8 protein-coding genes and 5 pseudogenes are annotated in these 18,698 nt (G+C 65.8%); 11 read left to right on the top strand and 2 right to left on the bottom strand.

The annotated features are described in order from the left end of the window. Positions 1 to 149 precede the first annotated feature (149 nt). Positions 150 to 3,452 carry a KAP family NTPase gene (locus LRS14_RS24220; protein WP_257801434.1) on the top strand — a complete coding sequence of 1,101 codons (3,303 nt, stop codon included), beginning with the start codon at positions 150 to 152 and terminating at the stop codon, positions 3,450 to 3,452. 617 nt (positions 3,453 to 4,069) lie between these two features. On the opposite strand, the pseudogene LRS14_RS24215 reads toward LRS14_RS24220, so the two are convergent. Beyond that, positions 4,070 to 5,254, bottom strand: a pseudogene (locus tag LRS14_RS24215) (IS91 family transposase). A gap of 10 nt (positions 5,255 to 5,264) precedes the next feature. After that, a pseudogene (locus LRS14_RS24210) lies at positions 5,265 to 6,138 on the bottom strand (tyrosine-type recombinase/integrase). Positions 6,139 to 6,372: 234 nt separating this feature from the next. Between LRS14_RS24210 and LRS14_RS24205 the strand changes: the two are divergent. The 10 genes and pseudogenes from LRS14_RS24205 to LRS14_RS30435 all read left to right on the top strand — a co-directional run bounded on the left by LRS14_RS24205 (position 6,373) and on the right by LRS14_RS30435 (position 18,649). Then, a complete protein-coding gene (locus LRS14_RS24205; RefSeq protein ID WP_257801413.1) occupies positions 6,373 to 7,497 on the top strand; it encodes an IS110 family transposase in 1,125 nt (374 codons plus the stop codon). Positions 7,498 to 7,846: 349 nt separating this feature from the next. After that, positions 7,847 to 8,797 (top strand): IS481 family transposase, encoded by a 951-nt coding sequence (locus tag LRS14_RS24200; protein ID WP_257802219.1) that lies wholly within the window; start codon positions 7,847 to 7,849, stop codon positions 8,795 to 8,797. Positions 8,798 to 9,010: 213 nt separating this feature from the next. Beyond that, positions 9,011 to 11,133, top strand: a pseudogene (locus LRS14_RS30795) (N-6 DNA methylase). Continuing rightward, positions 11,133 to 12,458: a hypothetical protein gene (locus tag LRS14_RS24185; protein ID WP_257801432.1), complete on the top strand. Its 1,326-nt coding sequence runs from the start codon at positions 11,133 to 11,135 to the stop codon at positions 12,456 to 12,458. Before LRS14_RS30795 ends, LRS14_RS24185 begins: the two are co-directional and overlap by 1 nt. A gap of 41 nt (positions 12,459 to 12,499) precedes the next feature. Beyond that, positions 12,500 to 15,760, top strand: a complete 3,261-nt coding sequence (locus tag LRS14_RS30445) for a type I restriction endonuclease subunit R (protein WP_257801431.1) — start codon at positions 12,500 to 12,502, stop codon at positions 15,758 to 15,760. A gap of 342 nt (positions 15,761 to 16,102) precedes the next feature. Then, on the top strand, positions 16,103 to 16,504 hold the full coding sequence (tnpA, locus tag LRS14_RS24175) for an IS66-like element accessory protein TnpA (protein ID WP_257801430.1): 402 nt from the start codon (positions 16,103 to 16,105) through the stop codon (positions 16,502 to 16,504). Continuing rightward, positions 16,501 to 16,839 (top strand): IS66 family insertion sequence element accessory protein TnpB, encoded by a 339-nt coding sequence (gene tnpB, locus LRS14_RS24170; RefSeq protein ID WP_257801429.1) that lies wholly within the window; start codon positions 16,501 to 16,503, stop codon positions 16,837 to 16,839. The genes tnpA and tnpB overlap by 4 nt, the downstream gene beginning before the upstream one ends. A gap of 213 nt (positions 16,840 to 17,052) precedes the next feature. After that, positions 17,053 to 17,517, top strand: a pseudogene (locus tag LRS14_RS30440) (IS66 family transposase); the annotation flags it as partial. Positions 17,518 to 17,755: 238 nt separating this feature from the next. Next, positions 17,756 to 18,433 (top strand): annotated as a pseudogene (locus LRS14_RS24160) (IS66 family transposase); the annotation flags it as partial. Positions 18,434 to 18,445: 12 nt separating this feature from the next. Further along, entirely contained in the window at positions 18,446 to 18,649 is a 204-nt protein-coding gene (locus LRS14_RS30435; protein ID WP_310740905.1) for a transposase domain-containing protein, read from the top strand. The last annotated feature ends 49 nt before the right edge of the window (positions 18,650 to 18,698 follow it).

The raw sequence follows: 18,698 nt of genomic DNA, 5'->3' as shown, positions 1-18,698 counted from the left end.
CGTCGGCCGCCGGCCCTCCACCGCCTTGTGGAGGAGAACCCTTCGTGGTGCGCGGCGCAGCGTTGACAGGCGCCCGGCTGGCGCCGTAACGTGGCGAAGACACCTGCCGCGCCGCGCGCTGCGGCAGGCGGCGTGCGCGAGGAGCGTCCATGCAGGTATCGTCCGCGTCCACCCCCGGCGACTGGCTGGCGGAATTTGCGCCCGCTCGCTCGCTGGCGCTTGACCAAGAGGCGCTGCGGATCTACGAGCACGCCTACGCAATCGGCGCGGCGACGGAAGATCGGAGCGAGCCGCCCATCACCTTCTCCACGGTCGCGCTCGCCTTGCTCCACGGCGAGGACGAGACAAGCCGCTGGTTCGCGCGCGAATCGGCCAACCTCGGTCCCGACCTGGTCAAGGTGAAGGCGGAGAAGCACCTCGCGCCCGACTCGCCCGTGCCCAACGGAAACGCCGGCCGGCCGCAGACGATCCGCCTGTCGAGCGACAAGCAGTTGCTGACGACCTCAGCGCGGGCGGTGCTGGAAACGGCGGAGGCATGGGCCAACCGCGTCGGCGCCGCCGACATCGGCGTGCGCCACATTCTGGCCACCTACGTGGTCAACCCGCCGGCCGCGCACCGCCGCCAGTTGATCGACTGGGGCTTCAACGAGCACGGTTGGCGCCCGGCCTTCTTCGCCTGGATCGCGCCGCGCTACACGGCCGAGTCGTGGGAGGACGCGAGCCAGCGTGCCGCGCCGGCCAAGCCGGTCGGGTCATTCGAGCGCACCGAGGTGCGCGGCGAGGCGCTGGCCTTCCCCGGCGACGAGCCGACGATGGCGGTACTCGAGCGCGCGGCGCGCGACCACGCCCGCCGCCGCGAACCGTGGCTGCGTCTGCAAACCATTCTTTTCGCGCTGGCCGAGCAGGCCCGCACCGAGCCCGAGGTGCGCGCCGGGATCGCTCCGCTGTGGCAAGCGATCGAGGCGGTGCACGCCACGTTCTTCGCCGAGCGCGCGGCTTCGCTCGTGGCGCCCGAGCCGGCCGCGCCGGCACCTTTTGAGGCGCTGAACATCAGCCCTCGCGTCCTCAACGGGCTCGAGACCGCGCGCGAGCTGGCCCTGGCCGGCGGCACGGCCGCGCCGCGGGTCGGCGTGCTGCAGCTTGCGGCGGCGCTGGTCTCGCGCCGGGTCGACAACGATGCGGACCTGGCAAAGCTCGGGCTTGACGGCCCCGCGCTGCGCCGCACGCTGATCGGCGGCGCAGCTGCGACGGGCCAGAACGCCGATATCTGGCGCGACGCGCTGGGCGAGGAAGACGCCCCGCCGAGCAGTCGCCCGGTGGACTTGAACAGTGACGAGCCCGAGGCGGTCATCCGCACCGACGCACCCTGGAAGACCGACCCGCTAGGCATCCGGTCCGACGTGCACTCCTTCGCCGCGCTACTGGCCTCCCGCTCGCTAGAGCCGCCGCTGTCGATCGGCCTCTTCGGGCCGTGGGGCTCGGGCAAGACGACCTTCCTGAAGCGCCTGCGCCTGGTGGTCGACCAGCGCGCCGACGACGCCACTGCGCAGGCACGCGACGGCCTGGTCAGCCCGTGGGTTGCCAACGTCGTCCACGTCGAATTTAACGCCTGGCACTTCGCCGAAGACGCGCTCGTCTCCAGCCTGATCGACACCGTCGTGCGTGAGCTGCGCGCCTTCATCGGAGACGACCGGGCGCCGATCGGCCAGCAGTTGCTGGCGCTGCGGGCGAAGACGGTCGATGGTGCGCGCCGCGCGGTCGACGAGGCCCGCGCCCGGGAGATGGAAGCGCGCCAATCCGTCGATGCGACGGCAGCGGCGCTGTCGGCCAGCGAGGCGCAGGCACAGTCGCTCGAGCGCAACCTTCGCACGGCGCTGGCGAAGGCCTGGGCCGATACCGTCCAGGCCACAAAAGACTCGAAGGTCGTGCGGGATAGCGGCGTGCTCGACCAGATCGGCGGCACTGTGAGGGGCGTGCAAGACCTGCAGCAGCGCATTGCCGCGATCCGCACCCGCGCCGCGCCGATGCTAGGTTCGCTCGGCACGCCAAGCACGCTGGCCTTCGCCGCGCTGGTGCTGCTGCTGCCGCCGCTGACCGCCTGGGCGATGCAGCAGGTGGGCTTCGTCCTGTCCGGCATCGAGCAGGCTCTGTCGACCGTTGTCGCGGTGCTGTCGTCGATCGGGCTGTGGCTGCGGGCCGCCTCGGCGGCGGCGGGCAGGGTAGAGAAGGCCGTCGCCGAGGTGGCCCTGCGCTACGAGCAGCAGGTCGGGCAGGACAGCGGCGTCATGCGGGCAGAGGCCGCGCTGGAGACGGCGCGGGCGGGCGTCGCCCGCGCGGCCCATGCGCTCGCCGCCGCCGAGCGCGCGTTGCAAGCTGCACAGTCCGACGCCGCCACGGCATCGCTGCCTGCGCAAATGCTGACGCTGGCCGCCTCGCGCGTGGACGACGCCACCTACGCGAAGGAACTGACGACAATCTCCGCCGCCCGGGGCGACCTGCAGCTGCTCAGCCGCATCCTGCGCGACCAGTCCGCCGGTGCGGCGCCATCCCCCGCCGCCCCTAGCGCCGCACCGCTGCGACCGGTGGTCCGGGTGATTCTCTACATCGACGACCTGGACCGCTGCAGCTCCGCGCAGGTTGTGCGCGTGCTGCAGGTGGTTCACATGCTGTTGGCCTTCGAGCTGTTCGTCGTGGTCGTCGCGGTCGACGCCCGCTGGATCGAGGCCTCGCTGAAGGCGCACTACCGCTGGCTCGACCACGCCGACGAGGCGGATGCGGCGAACGACCGTGCCCCGGTGACGCCGCAGGACTACCTGGAGAAGATCTTCCAGATCTCGTTCTGGCTGGAGCCGATGACGGCCTCGCGGGCCGCCGCCTTCCTGAAATCAATGGCGCGGCCGGATCGCCCGGACGGCGAGGCTCCGATCCCGCGGGTGCGCACCGGCTCAGGGACCGGGCTTGAGGGACTGGGCCGCATCGACATCGAGACCCTCGAGCTCGACTACATGCGCGCCCTGGCCGCCTACGTCGGCCCTTCGCCGCGGCGCGTGAAGCGGCTTGTGAACGCATACCGGCTGCTAAAGGCACGCATGTCCGACGCACAGCTTGCGGGCTTCATCACCGACCGCAACACCGACGGCGGCGAGTCCCGCTCGGGGCCGTACCAGCTCGTGATCGGCCTGCTTGTTATCGGCACCGGCGCGCCGGCGATGGGCGCACGCATCCTGACGGACCTCGCCCGGCGCGATCCGCGCGACGGCTTCGAGCAGGTGATCGAGGCCTACCGTCAGCGCGGCCACGCCGATTGGACGATGGCCGCGCGCGTGCTGGAAACCCTGATGCGCACGCAGAAGGCCCGCGACATCTCGGAGCTGCGCGGCTGGGCCGGCAAGGTCGGACGCTTCCTGCTGCAGGGGCCGCGCGAGGTGGTAGGCCCGCCGGCGGCGACCTGAAGGCCTACGGCCCGAAGCGCAGCCGGGCCTGAATCCTTCCGTCGGCGACGCGATCCGGTTGATGCTGCCTGCCGCTGTGTTCTACGGCTGCAATGGGTCGAGTCGAGTCTGTCGGCCTAACGGGGACCGGTCGTTCGCCGCGGATCAACAGGGTGGCAGCGCAGATGGCCGCTGTCCATCGGTTTGCCGACATTGACGGCGTCGACCGCCGCTTGGCTGAAGGTCGGCTTGGCGGCGTCAACGTAAGGTCGCCTCTCCAGTGCGGCCGGCAGCAACCGTTTAGGTCTGTTCGACACCTGCCCGCGCGATATGCCGGTGGTGCGAACGACGCCGAATAGAGGGCAGGTGTTGAACAAACCTCGAGGGAGGAAACCGCGGCGCACGTGGCGGTGTCGCTCGAAGCTATGGCGATTGCAGGCGTGCGGCAGCGCCGCGATACCGACATTGATCGACGCACAGGCGCGTTGCGACGGGACGCGCGGCCGCGATGCCGCATGAGATGGTGCTCGACGAGCGTCGGCAAGGCCAAGAATCCGATGGCGTTGAGCGCCCGGCACAAAGTGGCCATGCCGAAGCACGTGGCGTCGACGAGTGGATGCCGTGAAGGGCGGAGAGGTTCATGGCGGCACGGCCTGTTCGGGTGGCGCGCGAATCGGCTCGCCGCGCAGGAAGGTCTGCACGACGATCATGACGTGACCACAGTGCGTGCAGACGAAGGCCGGTCGCGCATCGGCTGGGGAGGCGTCGGGCGGTGGTGCCTGCGGCGGAACATGCAGCAGTTGACGCACCAATGCCACGCTGGCGCTGCGACTGCAGTTGGCCAGCAGCCCGTAGTGCCGGATGCGATGGAAGCCGCAGGGCAGCACATGCAGCAGGAAGCGGCGCATGAACTCGTCCGCGTCGAGCGTCATGGTCTTCTAGCGGGTGCGCCCCTTGACGCGGTAGTCCTTCCAACGGAAGGTCACGCCGCGCTGGTCCAGCGAGACGAGCCGGCTGTTGGAGATGGCGACACGGTGCGTGTAGCGTGACAGGTAGGCCAGCACCGCCTCGGGACCGGCGAATGGACGCTTGGCGTAGACCACCCACTCGCATTGGCGCAGCGGCACGCGCCAGCGCGCGAAGGTCTCGGCATCGGCCAGCAATGCGTGTTCGCCGAAGAACTGCAGCCGGCCATCGTGGTGGGCCTGCTGCAACGCTTCGAGAAAGCGCCGCCGGAACAGGCGTGACAGCACCCGCACCGGCAGAAGGAACCCTCGTCGACACGCGATCCAGTGCTCGCCGTCAGGTGCCAGACCGCCGCCGGGCATGATGCCGTGCACGTGCGGGTGGTGGGTCAGCGCCGAGCCCCAGGTGTGCAGCACCAGCGTCACGCCCAGCCGCGCGCCCAGTTGCTTGGGGTCGCCACCGATGGTCAGCAGGGTCTTGGCCGCGATGTCGAACAGCAGGCCGTAGACGACCGCCTTGTTGGCATAGGCGATCTCGGCGATGGACGCCGGCAGGGTGAACACCACGTGGTAATACTCGACCGGCAGCAGATCGGCGCTACGGGCCTCGAGCCACCGTTGGGCTGCGCTGGCCTGGCACTTCGGGCAATGCCGGTTGCGGCAGGAGTTGTACCTGACCTGATCGGTGCCGCAGCCATCGCAGCGCGAGACGTGTCCACCCAGCGCTGCGCTGCGGCACTGTGCGATGGCCGACATGATCTTGAGCTGGCCCAGGCTCAGATGGCCGCGCTGAGCTTGGCGCCAGGTCAATCTATGGAGGCGGAAGATGTCGGCAACTTCAAGGGCGGCGTGCGCCACGGCAACCGCGCTATGGCGACGGCAGCGTCTCCAGTGGGCTGATCACGGCGCGCAGCACCTCGGTGGCGACATGGGTGTACAGCGCGGTAGTCTCCAGCCGCTTGTGGCCCAGCAACACCTGGATCACCCGGATGTCGACCTTCTGTTCCAGCAGGTGCGTCGCAAAGCTGTGCCGCAGCGTATGCATCGACACGCGCTTGTCGATGTGGGCGGCATCGGCGGCCAGGTGGATGGCTCGATTGAGTTGCCGGGTGGACAGCGGGTCCATGGGGTTGAGTCCCGGGAACAGCCAGCCGCCGGGCAGCATCTTGCCCTGCGCATGCCCCGCCCGCCACCACGCGCGCAGCCGCTCCAGCAGCACGGGCGAGAGCAGCGCATAGCGATCCTTGCGGCCCTTACTTGCTCCACGCGCAGCGTCATGCGCTCGCTGTCGATGTCGGAGACCTTCAGCGCGCAGACCTCGGCGGCACGCAGCCCGGCCCCATAGGCCACCGACAGCGCCGCCTGGTACTTCGAGTTCGGCGCCGCGGCGATCAGCCGGGCGACTTCGTCGCAGCTAAGCACCACTGGCAGCGGGCGAGGTTGATGCACAGGCTGCACCATCACCAACAGCTCGGCATGGCCCAGCGTCACATCGAAGAAGACTTTAGGCCGCTGAGCGTGGCGTTGATGGTCGGCGGGGCGGTGCCGGTGGCGACCATGTGGAGCTGGAAGGCCCGCAGCTCCTCGGCGGTGGCGGTGTCCGGCGAGCGCCTGAGGAAGGCAGCGAGCCTGCGCACGGCGCGGATGTAGTGGGTCTGCGTCTTGCCGTCAAACTTGCGCATGCGCATGTCGTCGATCATGCGTTGGCGAAGTGGGGAGACGTTGGTCGTCAATGAGCTCATGGTTCGGCTCCTGTCGAAGAGCGAGGCAGATCGCCTCGCCCTCCAACTTGGCAGAGCCAGAAACCCTACGAGCGACCATGGCGGTGCCGGAGCGGCTACCGCGCGAGCGCTCTAGACATGATGGCCGCTCAGTGAGAGCGTCAAGGGCTCGTCTCCAGATCCGTGGGTTACTCACCGAAGTGTGCCGAGCCACATACGGCTGGACGAGCCAGACGCAACTGAAGGAGACGAGCCATGGAAGAGCGTACCGAGTTTTTTGTCGGCCTGGACGTCCACAAGGACAGCATCAGTGTGGCGGCGTGCGAGGCGGGTCGAACCCCGGCGAGATTCGTCGGTGTTCTCGGACCGGACGTTCGGCAGTTAGCCAAGCTGCTGGCCCAGGCAGGCGACCCATCGCACATTCGCGTCGTCTACGAGGCCGGCCCGACCGGCTTCGGCTTGTATCGGGAGTTGTGCCGCCGGGGCTACCGGTGCGAGATCGTTGCGCCTTCGTTGATCCCCCAGCGTGCTGGCGACCGGATCAAGAACGACCGACGTGACTGCTGCCGACTGGCGGAGCTGTCGCGAGCTAGCGAACTCAAAGCGATCTGGGTTCCAGACGAGGCGCACGAGAGCATTCGGGATCTGTGCCGAGCTCGGGAAGACGCCGTACAGGCCAGGCTGCGGGCTCGCCAACAGCTCAAGTCGTTCATGCTGCGCCACGATCGGCGCTATCCCGGCAAGACATCGTGGACCAAGACCCATGAACGCTGGATCGCCGACCAGCGATTCGACCATGCTGGCGAAACACTGGCCATGGCGGAATACCTGCTGGCCGTGGAAGCGGCTCAGCAGCGGGTCGATCGCTTGACGACAGCACTGCTGCAAATCGTGCAGAGCTGGTGCTTCGCGCCGGTCGTCGCGGCGCTGCGCAGCTTGCGTGGTGTCGACAGCGTCACGGCGATCGGCCTGATCGCCGAGATCGGAGATTTCGAGCGCTTCGAGACCGCGCGTGACCTGATGGGCTATCTGGGCTTGGTGCCGTCGGAGCATTCAAGCGGCAACAGCGTGCGACGCGGCTCCATCACCAAGACCGGAAACGGCCACGCTCGGCGGCTGCTCGTGGAGGCAGCGTGGAACTACCGCTTTGCGGCTCGCATGAGCACGACGCTGCGCAATCGCAGCGCGGAGCTGCCAGCTGCGATTCGCGACCATGCCTGGAAGGCACAGATGAGGCTCAGCAGTCGGTTTGCCCAGTTGTCCTCGCGTGGCGTGCAGATAAATAAGGTCTGCGTTGCAGTCGCGCGCGAGCTGGCGGGATTCGTCTGGGCGATAGCGCGTCAGGCACAAGCCGCTGCGCCATTACGCAACGGCGCTTGATCGGTAGTGGCCCGAGGCGATGCGACACGGCATCCGACGGGAAGAACCCTCAGTCACACTACGACGGAAGGCCCTGGCAACCCGCGAAACTAGAGCGAGGCAGCTTCCACGGCGGATCCATGCACAGTGGTACCCAACCCACGGATATCAGTCTGATCCATCGTCGCAGCAGGCTTCGTGTCGCATCCCCTCGGGCCATTGCCATTCAAGCATCAACTAAACGCACAGGACTTGCGGAGAGCGGCCATATCAGATGTGAAGCTTCAATAGGTTGTATCCGGTGTTCATCCGGGTTGGGTTTGAGAGACTGGAAGTCGCCAAACACCCAATCCTCAAGGAAGCCAACCGGATGAACATCCATAAGCATGCCCGATTGACGTACGCACGTCGCCTGGAGATGGTTGAGCAGATGATCGAGCTGAGCTGGTCGGCCAGTGATGCGGCCGCTAAGCACGGGGTGACGCCTGTGACCGCACGCAAGTGGCTTGGGCGTTACCTGGCCGGGGGCGAGGCAGCGCTGGCCGACGCGTCGTCGCGGCCCGCCCACTCGCCTCGTGCCATCGATCCGTCCAAGGCGCTGCTGATCGTGGAGCTGCGCCGGCGCCGCATGACCCAGGCGCGCATCGCCCTAAGCGTGGGCGTCTCCGCCAGCACCGTTAGCCGCGTGCTGGCTCGCGCGGGGTTGTCCAAGCTCAGCGATCTGGATCCGGTCGAGCCGGTGGTGCGCTACGAGCACGACCAGCCAGGCGACCTGCTGCACATCGACACCAAGAAGCTCGGACGCATCGAGCGACCCAGCCACCGCGTTACGGGCAACCGCCGCGACTCGGTCGACGGGGCCGGCTGGGAGATGCTGTTCGTGGCCGTGGATGACCACGCGCGCATTGCCTTCACGGCCATGCACCCGGACGAGAGGACGCCGCAGGCAGTGCAGTTCCTGCGTGATGCGGTGGCCTACTACGCCAGCCTGGGCATCACGGTGCGCCGCTTGCTGACCGACAACGGCTCGGCGTTCCGGTCCAAGGACTTCGCCGCCGCCTGCACTGCTCTGGGCATCACGCAGAAGTTCACCCGCGCGTACCGGCCCCAGACCAACGGCAAAGCCGAGCGCTTCATCCAGTCGGCGCTGCGCGAGTGGGCCTATGGATGGACCTACCACAACTCCGACCAGCGCACGCAGGCGTTGGCCAGCTGGCAGCACCACTACAACTGGCACCGCCCTCACGCAGGTATCAGCGGCGCTTTTCCGATGTCCAAACTCACCAAATCAAGAAAGAACCTCTTGACGGTTCACATCTAGTCCACCGGCCAGAACCTGTCACTCGTGAACGTCGGGTCTTGGGCGGCACTGGTCCGGACCCGCAAGGCTTAACAATGCTGGTCGAACACGGTACCTCATCGGCTGCCAGCAGTCTGCGTCAAGCAGCTAACGACTGCGGGTGCAGATCGTGCCTCGCACCAACGCCGATTTCTACGGATCGCCGCAGACGGTCCTTCCTCTAAGATCTGGGCTATGAATCGTGATCAGCTGAAAAAACTGGAAACTGACCTCTGGACCGCCGCCGACAAGTTCCGAGCCAACTCCGACCTGAAAGCCAGCGAATACAGCACCCCGGTCCTGGGCCTCATCTTCCTCAAGTTCGCCGACAACAAGTACCGTCAGCACGAGGCGGCCATCGAGCAGGAGTTCAAGAAGCTCAAGGGCACCCGTCGGGAGCGCAGCGAACAGGACATCGCCATCGAGAAGTGCGGCTTCTACCTGAAGCCGCAGGCTCGCTATGACTACCTGCTGAACCTGCCCGAGAAGGAGAACATCGCCAAGGCCATACGCGCTGCGATGGCGAGCATCGAAAACACCAAGCCCGAGTTGCTGGGCGTGCTGCCGCAGGAGGAGTACGACCGCTTCACCCGCAGCACCAAGAACCAGCACATCCCCAAGGATTTGCTCAAGCTGTTCTCCGACATCCCGGTAGATGCCTCGGGCGACGTGTTCGGCCAGATCTACGAATACTTCCTGGCCAACTTCGCGCTCAGCGAGGGCCAGGGCGGCGGCGAGTTCTTCACGCCACGCTCCGTCGTCAAGCTGATGACCGAGATCATCGAGCCTCATGGCGGCAAGGTGTTCGACCCCGCCTGCGGCTCAGGCGGCATGTTCGTGCAGTCGGCCGACTTCATCCTCCAGCACCAGGCCGACAAGGCGGCGGACCTGGACGTGTTTGTCTGCGGCACCGAGAAGACGCTGGAGACCGTCAAGCTCGCCAAGATGAACCTTGCGGTGAACAACCTGCGCGGGGACGTCAAGCAGGCCAACACCTACTACGAAGACCCCTTCAACGCCTTTGGCGCCTTCGACTACGTGATGGCCAACCCGCCGTTCAACGTGGACGACGTGACGCTGGACGCCGTGGAGAAGGACCGCCGCTTCAACACCTACGGCGTGCCTCGCAATAAGACCAAGGCCAAGGCCACGGGCGGAAAGGACGGGAAGGAGAAAGCCGTCGAGACCGTGCCAAACGGCAACTACCTCTGGATCAACCTCTTCGCCACGTCTCTCAAGCCCGGCGGCCGCGCTGCGCTGGTGATGGCCAACTCGGCCAGCGATGCACGCCACTCCGAGGCCGACATCCGCCAGACGCTTATCGAACAGAACCTGATCTACGGCATGCTCACGCTGCCGTCCAACCTTTCTACACCGTCACCCTGCCGGCCACTCTGTGGTTCTTCGACAAGGGCAAGGCGGATGACAAGGTGTTGTTCATCGACGCCCGCAACATCTTCACCCAGGTAGACCGCGCCCATCGCGAGCTGAGCGACGAACAGATCCAGAACATCGCCCTTATCCCCCGCCTGCACAAGGGCCGCCGCCAGGAGTTTGTGGACCAGGTGGACCGCTACCTGCACCAAGGCATGGCCCAGCTCAAGGAGGCCGCCGAGCACCTGCCCGCTCTGAGCGAGCGCCTGCTGGCCGTGCTGGCCGAAGAGGCTGCCGACGCAGCGACCAGCCGGGCCGCCCGCGAAGCCATCGCCGCGCTGCAGGCCCAGTGGGGCCAGCTCGCCGCACTGGCACAGGCCCAGGACCAGCACGAACGCACGCGCGGCCAGAAGCACAGCGTGGACGACCGCAACACCGCCCAGCACGCGTTGCGCGCGCTGTTCACGCCCTTCTTCAGCGGCCTGCACGCGGCGGTGAAGGCGCTGGACAAGGCGATCCGCGAGATGGACAAGCGCAAGGCCGAGGCCGCCAAGGCAGACGGCAAGCGCGCCACAGCCAACCGCCAGACCAAGGGCGTGAAGGCGGCGGTGCAGGCGCTGCACGACGAGCTGAAGGCCGCCGAGCTGTACTACCAGCATGTGAACTGGCTGCAGGAGCGTTTCCCCAAGGCCGCCTACGAAGACGTCATCGGGCTGTGCAAGCTGGCCAGCCGCGAGGAGATGGTCGAGCAGGATTGGTCGCTGAACCCGGGGCGGTATGTGGGCGTTGTGATTGAGGAGGATGGGAAGACGGAGGAGGAGTTTTTAGCTGACCTCGCCACCGCGCGGGATCAACTTCACGAGCTGAGTGATGCCGCTGGCGTACTTCAGCGCACCATCGGAGCAAACGTCGCGACCGTGTTGGGCGAGGAACAGCAAACGTGATGCAGAAGCCCGTCCTCTTTTCAGACCTCATCGCGGAAACCAAGGATGGCGAATGGGGTGAAGGCCAAGAAGCACCAGGGCACGTGCTCTGCGACGTCATCCGCGGTACGGACTTCGCCGACCTGCACACCCCGGGCATTGAGCTACCGCAGCGCTGGATTCCCGAGCACCTGGTTGCGCGGAAGGCGCTGATAGCCAGTGACATCCTGATCGAAACAGCGGGCGGCACTGCGAAGCAATCGACGGGCAGGACTGCGCTCATGACCAAGGAGTTCCTGGATTCCCGAGGAGGCCGCCCTGTCTTGTGCTCTAGCTTTGCTCGACATCTGCGAGTTGACCGGGTCAAAGTTCATTCGGTCTATCTGTACTACGTGCTCCAGGCGCTCTATACGTCCGGGTACATGGGCGTCTTCAATCTGCAGCACACGGGCGTTGCCAGGTTCCAGTTCACCGCGTTCAGGACAAAGACTCGGCTCACGCTGCACGACAGCGCCGCCCAGCCCAAGATCGCTGCGACGCTAAGGAGCTACGACGATCTAATCGCCAACAACCAGCGCCGCATCGCCTTGCTAGAGTGCATGGCCGAAGAGAGCTACCGCGAGTGGTTTGTGCGGATGCGGTTTCCACAGCACGCTACTTTGAAGGGCGATGAGCTGACGCCGCCTGGTTGGTCGCGTCAGCCCATTGGTGATTTGGCGGCATTGATCAAACGTGGCATTTCTCCGGATTACGCCGAGCAGTCCGAGCACCAAGTCATCAACCAAAAATGCATCCGTGGTGGTCGGGTGAGCATGGCCGAAGCAAGGCCCCACGTGAGCGTCGTGCCGGACGATAAGTTGCTCCGCTTTGGTGACGTCCTGATCAACTCGACCGGCGTGGGCACGCTCGGGCGCGCCGCGGTGTTCGACATCGAAGCAGACGGAGTCACCTGCGATAGCCATGTAACTATTCTTCGCCCCACAGACGTTGCGCTCTCGGGCGAGTTTCTGGCCTACACGATTCAACTGCTCCAACCCTATTTCGAGTCCATGGCTTCCGGATCAACCGGACAGGCCGAATTGAGCCGAGAACTCATCAGCCGCACCAAAGTCCTCGTACCAACCTCGGACCTGATGAAGCGTTTCTCTGATGCGGCAGCACCCATTCGCAGGCAAAGGCGTCTGCTGCTGGATCAGAACGAGAAACTGTCAGCCATGAGGGATCGGCTTCTGCCCCGCCTGATCTCCGGCAAACTCCGCGTCGATGCGTTAGACATCCAGTTCCCGCCCAGCATGCAGGAGCCGCCCGCAGAGGCCGCGCAGCGTGGTGAGGCGATAGCCCGTTAGCAGGTCTTCTTCTCCACAATCGGCAACACCCGGGAGGTGCCGTGGCCGCCGCGAAGAATTTCATCAGCGAAGACGACATCGAGCAGGCGCTGCTGCAGCGGCTGCAGCACCTGTGCGGTTTCAATGCGCTGAACTGCCTCACGGCGCAGTCTGACGACCTGAACGACGGCTCTGGCCGCGCCGACAAGCGCGAGGTGATCCTGGCCGACCGGCTGCGCGCCGCGCTGGAGCGACTGAACCCGCGGGCCCCGGCTCACGCTGTGGACCAGGCACTGGCCCAGCTGGTGCAGCCGCGCACGGCGATGAGCCTGGTTGCGGCCAACCGGGAGATGGACGGGCTGATCCGCGATGGCGTGCCAGTGACCTACAAGCCCGAGACCGGACCGCAGGCGGGGCAGACGGTAACCGAGCGGCTCAAGGTCATCGACTTCGACGCGCCGGACCCGCGCGCTGGCCGCAACCACTACCTGGCGGTGAGCCAGTTGTGGGTGCGCGGCGAGCACGGCTACCGACGGCCCGACCTGCTGCTGTACGTGAATGGGCTGCCGCTGGTTTTCATCGAGCTGAAGAACAGCAACGTCAAGCTGCGCGCGGCCTTTGACGACAACGTCACCACCTACAAGGCCGAGATCCCGCAACTGTTCACCGCCAATGCGCTGTGTCTGCTGAGCAATGGCATCGAGACCCGGCTGGGCAGCATCACCGCGCAGTGGGAGCACTTCTTCACTTGGCTGCGAGTGGATGACGAGAAGGAAAAACTGGACCGGCCGGCCATTGCCGCCCAGGGCCTGAGCGTGGAGCGCGCCGTGCTGGGCCTGCTGACGCCGGAACGGTTACTGGACTACATGGAGAACTTCTGCGTGTTCTACCGAGAGACGCAGAAGGTCATCGCGCAGAACCACCAGTTCATCGGCGTAAACAACGCCTTTGAGCAGTTCAAGCGGCGGCGCGAGCTAGGCGGCAGGCTGGGCGTGTTCTGGCACACCCAGGGCTCGGGCAAGAGCTTCTCTATGGTGTTCTACACCCGCAAGATCCTCCGAAAGCTTACCGGCAACTTCACCTTCGTGGTGGTGACCGACCGGGATGACCTGGACGGGCAGATCTACCGCAACTTCCTGCACACCGGGGTGGTGGCGCCCAAGGACGATGTGCGGCCCAAGGGCAGCGCCCAACTGCGCGAGATGCTGGGCAAGAACAAGCGCGTGGTGTTCACGCTGATCCAGAAGTTCCGGTTCGAGAAGGACAAGGACTACCCGCTGCTTTCCGACCGCGATGACATCGTCGTCATCGTGGACGAGGCACACCGCACCCAGTACGCCGGGTTGGCCGAGAACATGCGCGCCGGCCTGCCGCGTGCCAACTTCTTGGCCTTCACCGGCACGCCACTGTTGGGACAGGAGCGCAAGACCAACGCCTGGTTCGGCAACTACGTGTCCGAGTACAACTTCCAGCAGAGCGTGGAGGACGGCGCCACGGTGCCGCTGTTCTACGAGAAGCGCGTGCCGGAAGTGCTGATCCAGAATGACGACCTGAGCGACGAGTTCGTCGAGATTCTGGAAGACGAGAACCTCGACGCTCAAGCGCAGGAGAAACTAGAGAAGCGCTTCGCGCAGGAGATGGAGGTCGTCAAGCGCGAGGACCGGCTGGACAAGATCGCGCGCGACATCGTCTACCACTTCCCCCGCCGCGGCTACCTTGGCAAGGGCATCGTCATCTCGGTGGACAAGTTCACCACAGTGACCATGTTCGAGAAAGTCCAGGCGCTGTGGAAGGCTGAGCTCAAGGCGCTAAACGGGCGCATCACCACCACGCAGAACGATGTGGAGCGCCAGCGCCTCAAGCAGCTCAAGGCCTGGATGGGGGGGGCGCACATGGCGGTGATCGTGAGCGAGGAAGCGGGCGAGGACGAGAAGTTCGCCAAGAAGAACCTCGACATCAAGCCGCACCGCCAGCGGATGAACGCGCTGGACGAGCACGGCCACGACATAGAGTTCAACTTCAAGGATCCCGAGCACCCGCTGCAGTTGGTGTTCGTGTGCGCGATGTGGCTGACGGGATTTGATGCGCCCACTGTTAGCACGCTGTACCTGGACAAACCCATGCAGGGCCATACGCTGATGCAGACCATCGCGCGGGCCAATCGGGTGAGCGGCCACCAGATCCTGGGCGTGGCCAAACGGCATGGCGAAATCGTGGACTACTACAACGTCTTCCGTCGCATGAAGAAGGCGCTGAAGGACTACGCCGCCGGCCCCGAGGATGACGAGCTGCCGGTACGGGACAAGAGCCATTTGTTCACGCTGCTAGATGAAGCCATCGAGCAAGGCCTGACCTACTGCCAGAGCGAGGGTGTCCCGCTGCACGAGGCGCTGGACCGCGGCGACGTTTTCACCAAGCTGGGCCAGTTCAATGGCTTTGCCGACACGCTGCTGGCCAGCGACGAGCAGCGGAAGTCCTTCAACGTCTACGAGAACACGATTTCCTCGCTGTACGAGGCCTGCAAGCCTGAGGTGCTGGATCGCAAGCTAGGCCGCGTAGTCTCGGCTTTCCAATACCTACGTGGCGTGATGGACAGCATCGTCGAACAGGCTGACATCGACAGCGCGGTGCAGCGCATCGAGGCGCTGCTGGACGCCAGCGTGGTTGTGGACAACGCCGAGGCCTTTTCGGCCAAGGAGTTCGAGGCCCAGTACAAGATCGTTCAGCGCGGCAAACTCTGGGATCTGAGCACGGTCAACGTCGAGAAGCTGCGCGAGGAGTTCAAACAGGCACCGCTCAAGAACATCCAGATCGCCGACCTGCAGGCCTTCTTGCAGCGTAAGCTGGCCGAGATGCTCGCGCAGAACAGCACACGGGTGGATTTCATTCAGCGGCTGCAGCAGGTCATCGACGCCTACAACTCCGGCGCCACGGCCACCGAGAACTATTACGACGAGCTGACAGCCTACGCTCAAGAACTCAAAGGGGAGGCCGAACGGCACATCCGCGAAGGCCTGACCGAGGACCAGTTGGAGTTGTTCGACCTGCTGAAGAAGGAGTCACTGACCCAGGACGAGACCCAGCGCGTCAAGCTCGCAGCCAAGCATCTGTTGAAGCGGCTGCTGGAAGAGCAGCCCAAGGTGCTGATCCAGAACTGGCACCAGAGCGCCCAGACGCAGAAACAGGTGCGGGCTGAGATCGAGCGCGTGCTGGACGCGGATCTGCCTGAGAGCTACGACCGCACGACGTTCAAGCAGAAGTGCGACAACGTCTATGACTTGGCGGTCGAATATGCGATCCGAGGCAGAAAGTGGGCAGCGTAGTCCGGAAGGTGTGCCGTAACGTCGGTGCGGCCGCTTGCCTCGAGTCTTGCGAATGGTCGCCTCGCGCGACTTAGAAGCGTAGAGCTCGAACGTCCGGTTCAGAGCAGGCGTTCAAATCGCCCGACTACCGCTTTGGGTCGAGGCTGTGTGAAAACCCTCTTTCGGCTGTAGCAACCGTTGCCTACAGTTTGGTGCCATATCGAGCACCGGAGCCGGTATGTCGCGATACGTCGAAGGTCAAGATCGAACGCAGAGCGTTCTCTGTGAGCGTCCAGGCCGACCATCTTGAAGGCCTGGTAGGCGCATAGGAGCCTCGTGTCCACTTCGACTTTTGGTGGACACGTGAACACTATCCCCGATCTACAAGGTGGCCCTCGCCGTCGGCGTCGTACGCACAGCGATGAATGCAAGGCCGGCGCGGTGGCCAGTTGCCTGCAACCGGGCATGTCGATGGCGGCGGTGGCGATGGCCCATGGCGTTAACGCCAACTTGCTGCGTCGGTGGGTGCGCGAGGCCGAGATGAAGCCCGCGGCCGGCGCCCTTCGCGGGATGACCCCTGGTGAAGTCCAGGCGCCTGAGCACAGGTCCTCGTTCGTTGCAGTACAACTGCCTGCGCCCAGCGAGCGGGCCGCGCTAACTGACATCCGCATCGAGCTGCAGCGCGGTGCGACCGCCGTCACGGTGACCTGGCCAGCCAGTGCGGCCAGCGAATGCGCGGCCTGGATGCGCGAGCTGCTTCGATGATCCGCATCGACGCGATGTGGCTGTCCGCCGAGCCCGTGGACATGCGGGCTGGACCCGAGCGGCTGTTGGCGCGCGTGGTGCAAGTGTTCGGCGTGGCGCACGCTCACCATGGCTATCTGTTCGCCAATGCCCGTGGCACCCGCGTCAAGCTGCTCATGCATGACGGCTTCGGGCTGTGGTGCGCGTCGCGTCGCTTGAACACCGGGCGGTTCGTGTGGCCCGTCGCTGGCACCGTGACGCCCTCGTGGACGCTGACGCAGGCGCAGTTCGATGCCCTGATGCTGGGCCTGCCGTGGCAGCGGCTTCATGACCTCAGCGCCATCACGCGGGCCTGAGTCGGGCGTGCGGTCAGCCATGATCGGTTGACAGTGCATGTGCCGATAGGCCGCGCTGACGGGCACTGGCACGATGCCACGCATGCTCGGCATGCGTGGTCTTCCCCCACTGATCCCGAGGGCCTCTCGCCCGAGGTCGCCGCGCTGATCGCCCAGCTGCAGCAGCAGGTGCAGGCCCAGGCGCAGCAACTGGGCGAGCGTGATCAAGCCCTCATGGAGTGCGATCACGCGCTCGCTGAGCAAGCGGCGGAGCTGGCGCAGCGCGATGCGCTGCTGCAGCGCAATGCGCTGCTGCAGCGCAAGGATCGCGAGATCGCGCTGCGCGAGGCCAAGATCGAGAAGATCAACTTCGAGCTCGCCCGGCTCAAGCGCTGGACCTACGGGGCCAAGTCAGAGGCCATGAACGCTGACCAGCGTCGCCTGTTCGAAGAGACGCTGGCCGAGGACGAAGCCGCGCTGCGTGCACAGCTCGAGCGTCTGCGCCGGGAAGCCGAGGCGGCCGCCGGCACCCAGCCCAAGGCGCCAGCACGTCAGCCCCGTCGCAGTGCACTGCCGGCGCACCTGCGTCGCGTCGAGCATCGCCATGAGCCCGACAGCACCGACTGCCAGGAGCAGGGTTGCGGACGTCCCATGAAGCGCATCGGTGAAGACGTCACCGAGCGGCTGGACATCGTGCCGGCCGAGTTCTTCGTGCACCGCCACATCTACGGCAAGTGGGCCTGCCGGCACTGCCAGGTGCTCAGGCAGGCGAGCAGCGTGCCGGAGATCGTGGAGGGCGGCATCGCCGCCAGCGGGCTGCTGGCACACACCGTGATCAGCCGCTTCGTCGATCACCTGCCGTACTACCGTCAAGAGAGCATCAACGCCCGCTCGGGCGTGCACCCCGCGCTCGACGTTGGCAGCCGGGACCGGTCAGGTGGGCGCGGCGCTGGAGCCGCTGTACGAGTTGCACAAGCGCTTCATCCTCGATTGCCGGGTCCTGCAAGCCGACGAGACGCCGGTGGCGTTGCTGGATCCCGGCGCTGGCAAGACGCGCCGGGCCTACATGTGGGCCTACGCGCGAAGCTGGCACGACGCCGTTCCGGGCGTCATCTACGAGTTCTGCCGAGGGCGCGGGGCGCAATACCCGGTGGCCTTCCTGGGCGGTGACGACAAGTTGGGCGAGCGACGATGGTGCGGAACGCTGCTCACGGACCGCTACGGTGCGTACGACACCGTGGTGGACCCACAGCACTACCCGGGTCGCATCAGCGCCGCATGCGCCGCGCATGCGCGCAGGAACTTCGAAGAGCTCGCGCACGAGGGCACGAGCCCCATCGGGGTTGATGCGCTGCGGCGGTTCGCCCGCATCTACGAAGTCGAGGGTGAGCTCAAGGGCCTGAGCGACGACGAGCGCCGAGCCCAGCGGCAGAGGCTTGCCAAGCCGCTATGGGAAGAGCTCCGGTAGTGGCTGGTCCTGGAGCGACGGCTGATCCCAGACGGCGGCGCGACGGCCAAGGCGATGGACTACACGCTGGGCCATTGGGCGGCGCTGACGCGGCACCTCGACGACGGCGCTGTGGCCATCGACAACAACCACCTGGAGCGTCAGATCAAGCCCTGGGCAATGGGACGCAGGGCATGGCAGTTCGTGGGCAGCGAGCTCGCCGGCCAACGCGCTGCCATCGTGATGAGCCTGGTGCAGTCGGCACGGATGAATGGGCACGAACCGTGGGCCTACCTGCGCGACGTGTTGCAGCGTCTGCCGACGCTGCTCAACACCCGGCTCGACGAACTGCTGCCGCATCGCTGGGCTGCAGCGAATGCCTGAACGCCTTCTCGCCGTCAAGGTGGGGCCGCTGGACGCTCACGGCGGTCGC

Source organism: Aquincola sp. J276 (genome assembly GCF_024700035.1).
In the GTDB taxonomy this organism is placed as follows: domain Bacteria; phylum Pseudomonadota; class Gammaproteobacteria; order Burkholderiales; family Burkholderiaceae_C; genus Aquincola; species Aquincola tertiaricarbonis.
Note: the sequence above shows the minus strand (reverse complement) of the source record. Positions and strands in the feature narration are given on the sequence as shown.

What these genes read in the sequence shown, in the direction of transcription:
- LRS14_RS24185 (WP_257801432.1), top strand. Translation starts at nt 11,133, where the DNA reads ATGCAGAAGCCCGTCCTCTTTTCAGACCTCATCGCGGAAACCAAGGAT.
- LRS14_RS24220 (WP_257801434.1), top strand. Translation starts at nt 150, where the DNA reads ATGCAGGTATCGTCCGCGTCCACCCCCGGCGACTGGCTGGCGGAATTT.
- tnpB (WP_257801429.1), top strand. Translation starts at nt 16,501, where the DNA reads ATGATCCGCATCGACGCGATGTGGCTGTCCGCCGAGCCCGTGGACATG.
- LRS14_RS24205 (WP_257801413.1), top strand. Translation starts at nt 6,373, where the DNA reads ATGGAAGAGCGTACCGAGTTTTTTGTCGGCCTGGACGTCCACAAGGAC.
- LRS14_RS30435 (WP_310740905.1), top strand. Translation starts at nt 18,446, where the DNA reads ATGGGACGCAGGGCATGGCAGTTCGTGGGCAGCGAGCTCGCCGGCCAA.
- LRS14_RS24200 (WP_257802219.1), top strand. Translation starts at nt 7,847, where the DNA reads ATGAACATCCATAAGCATGCCCGATTGACGTACGCACGTCGCCTGGAG.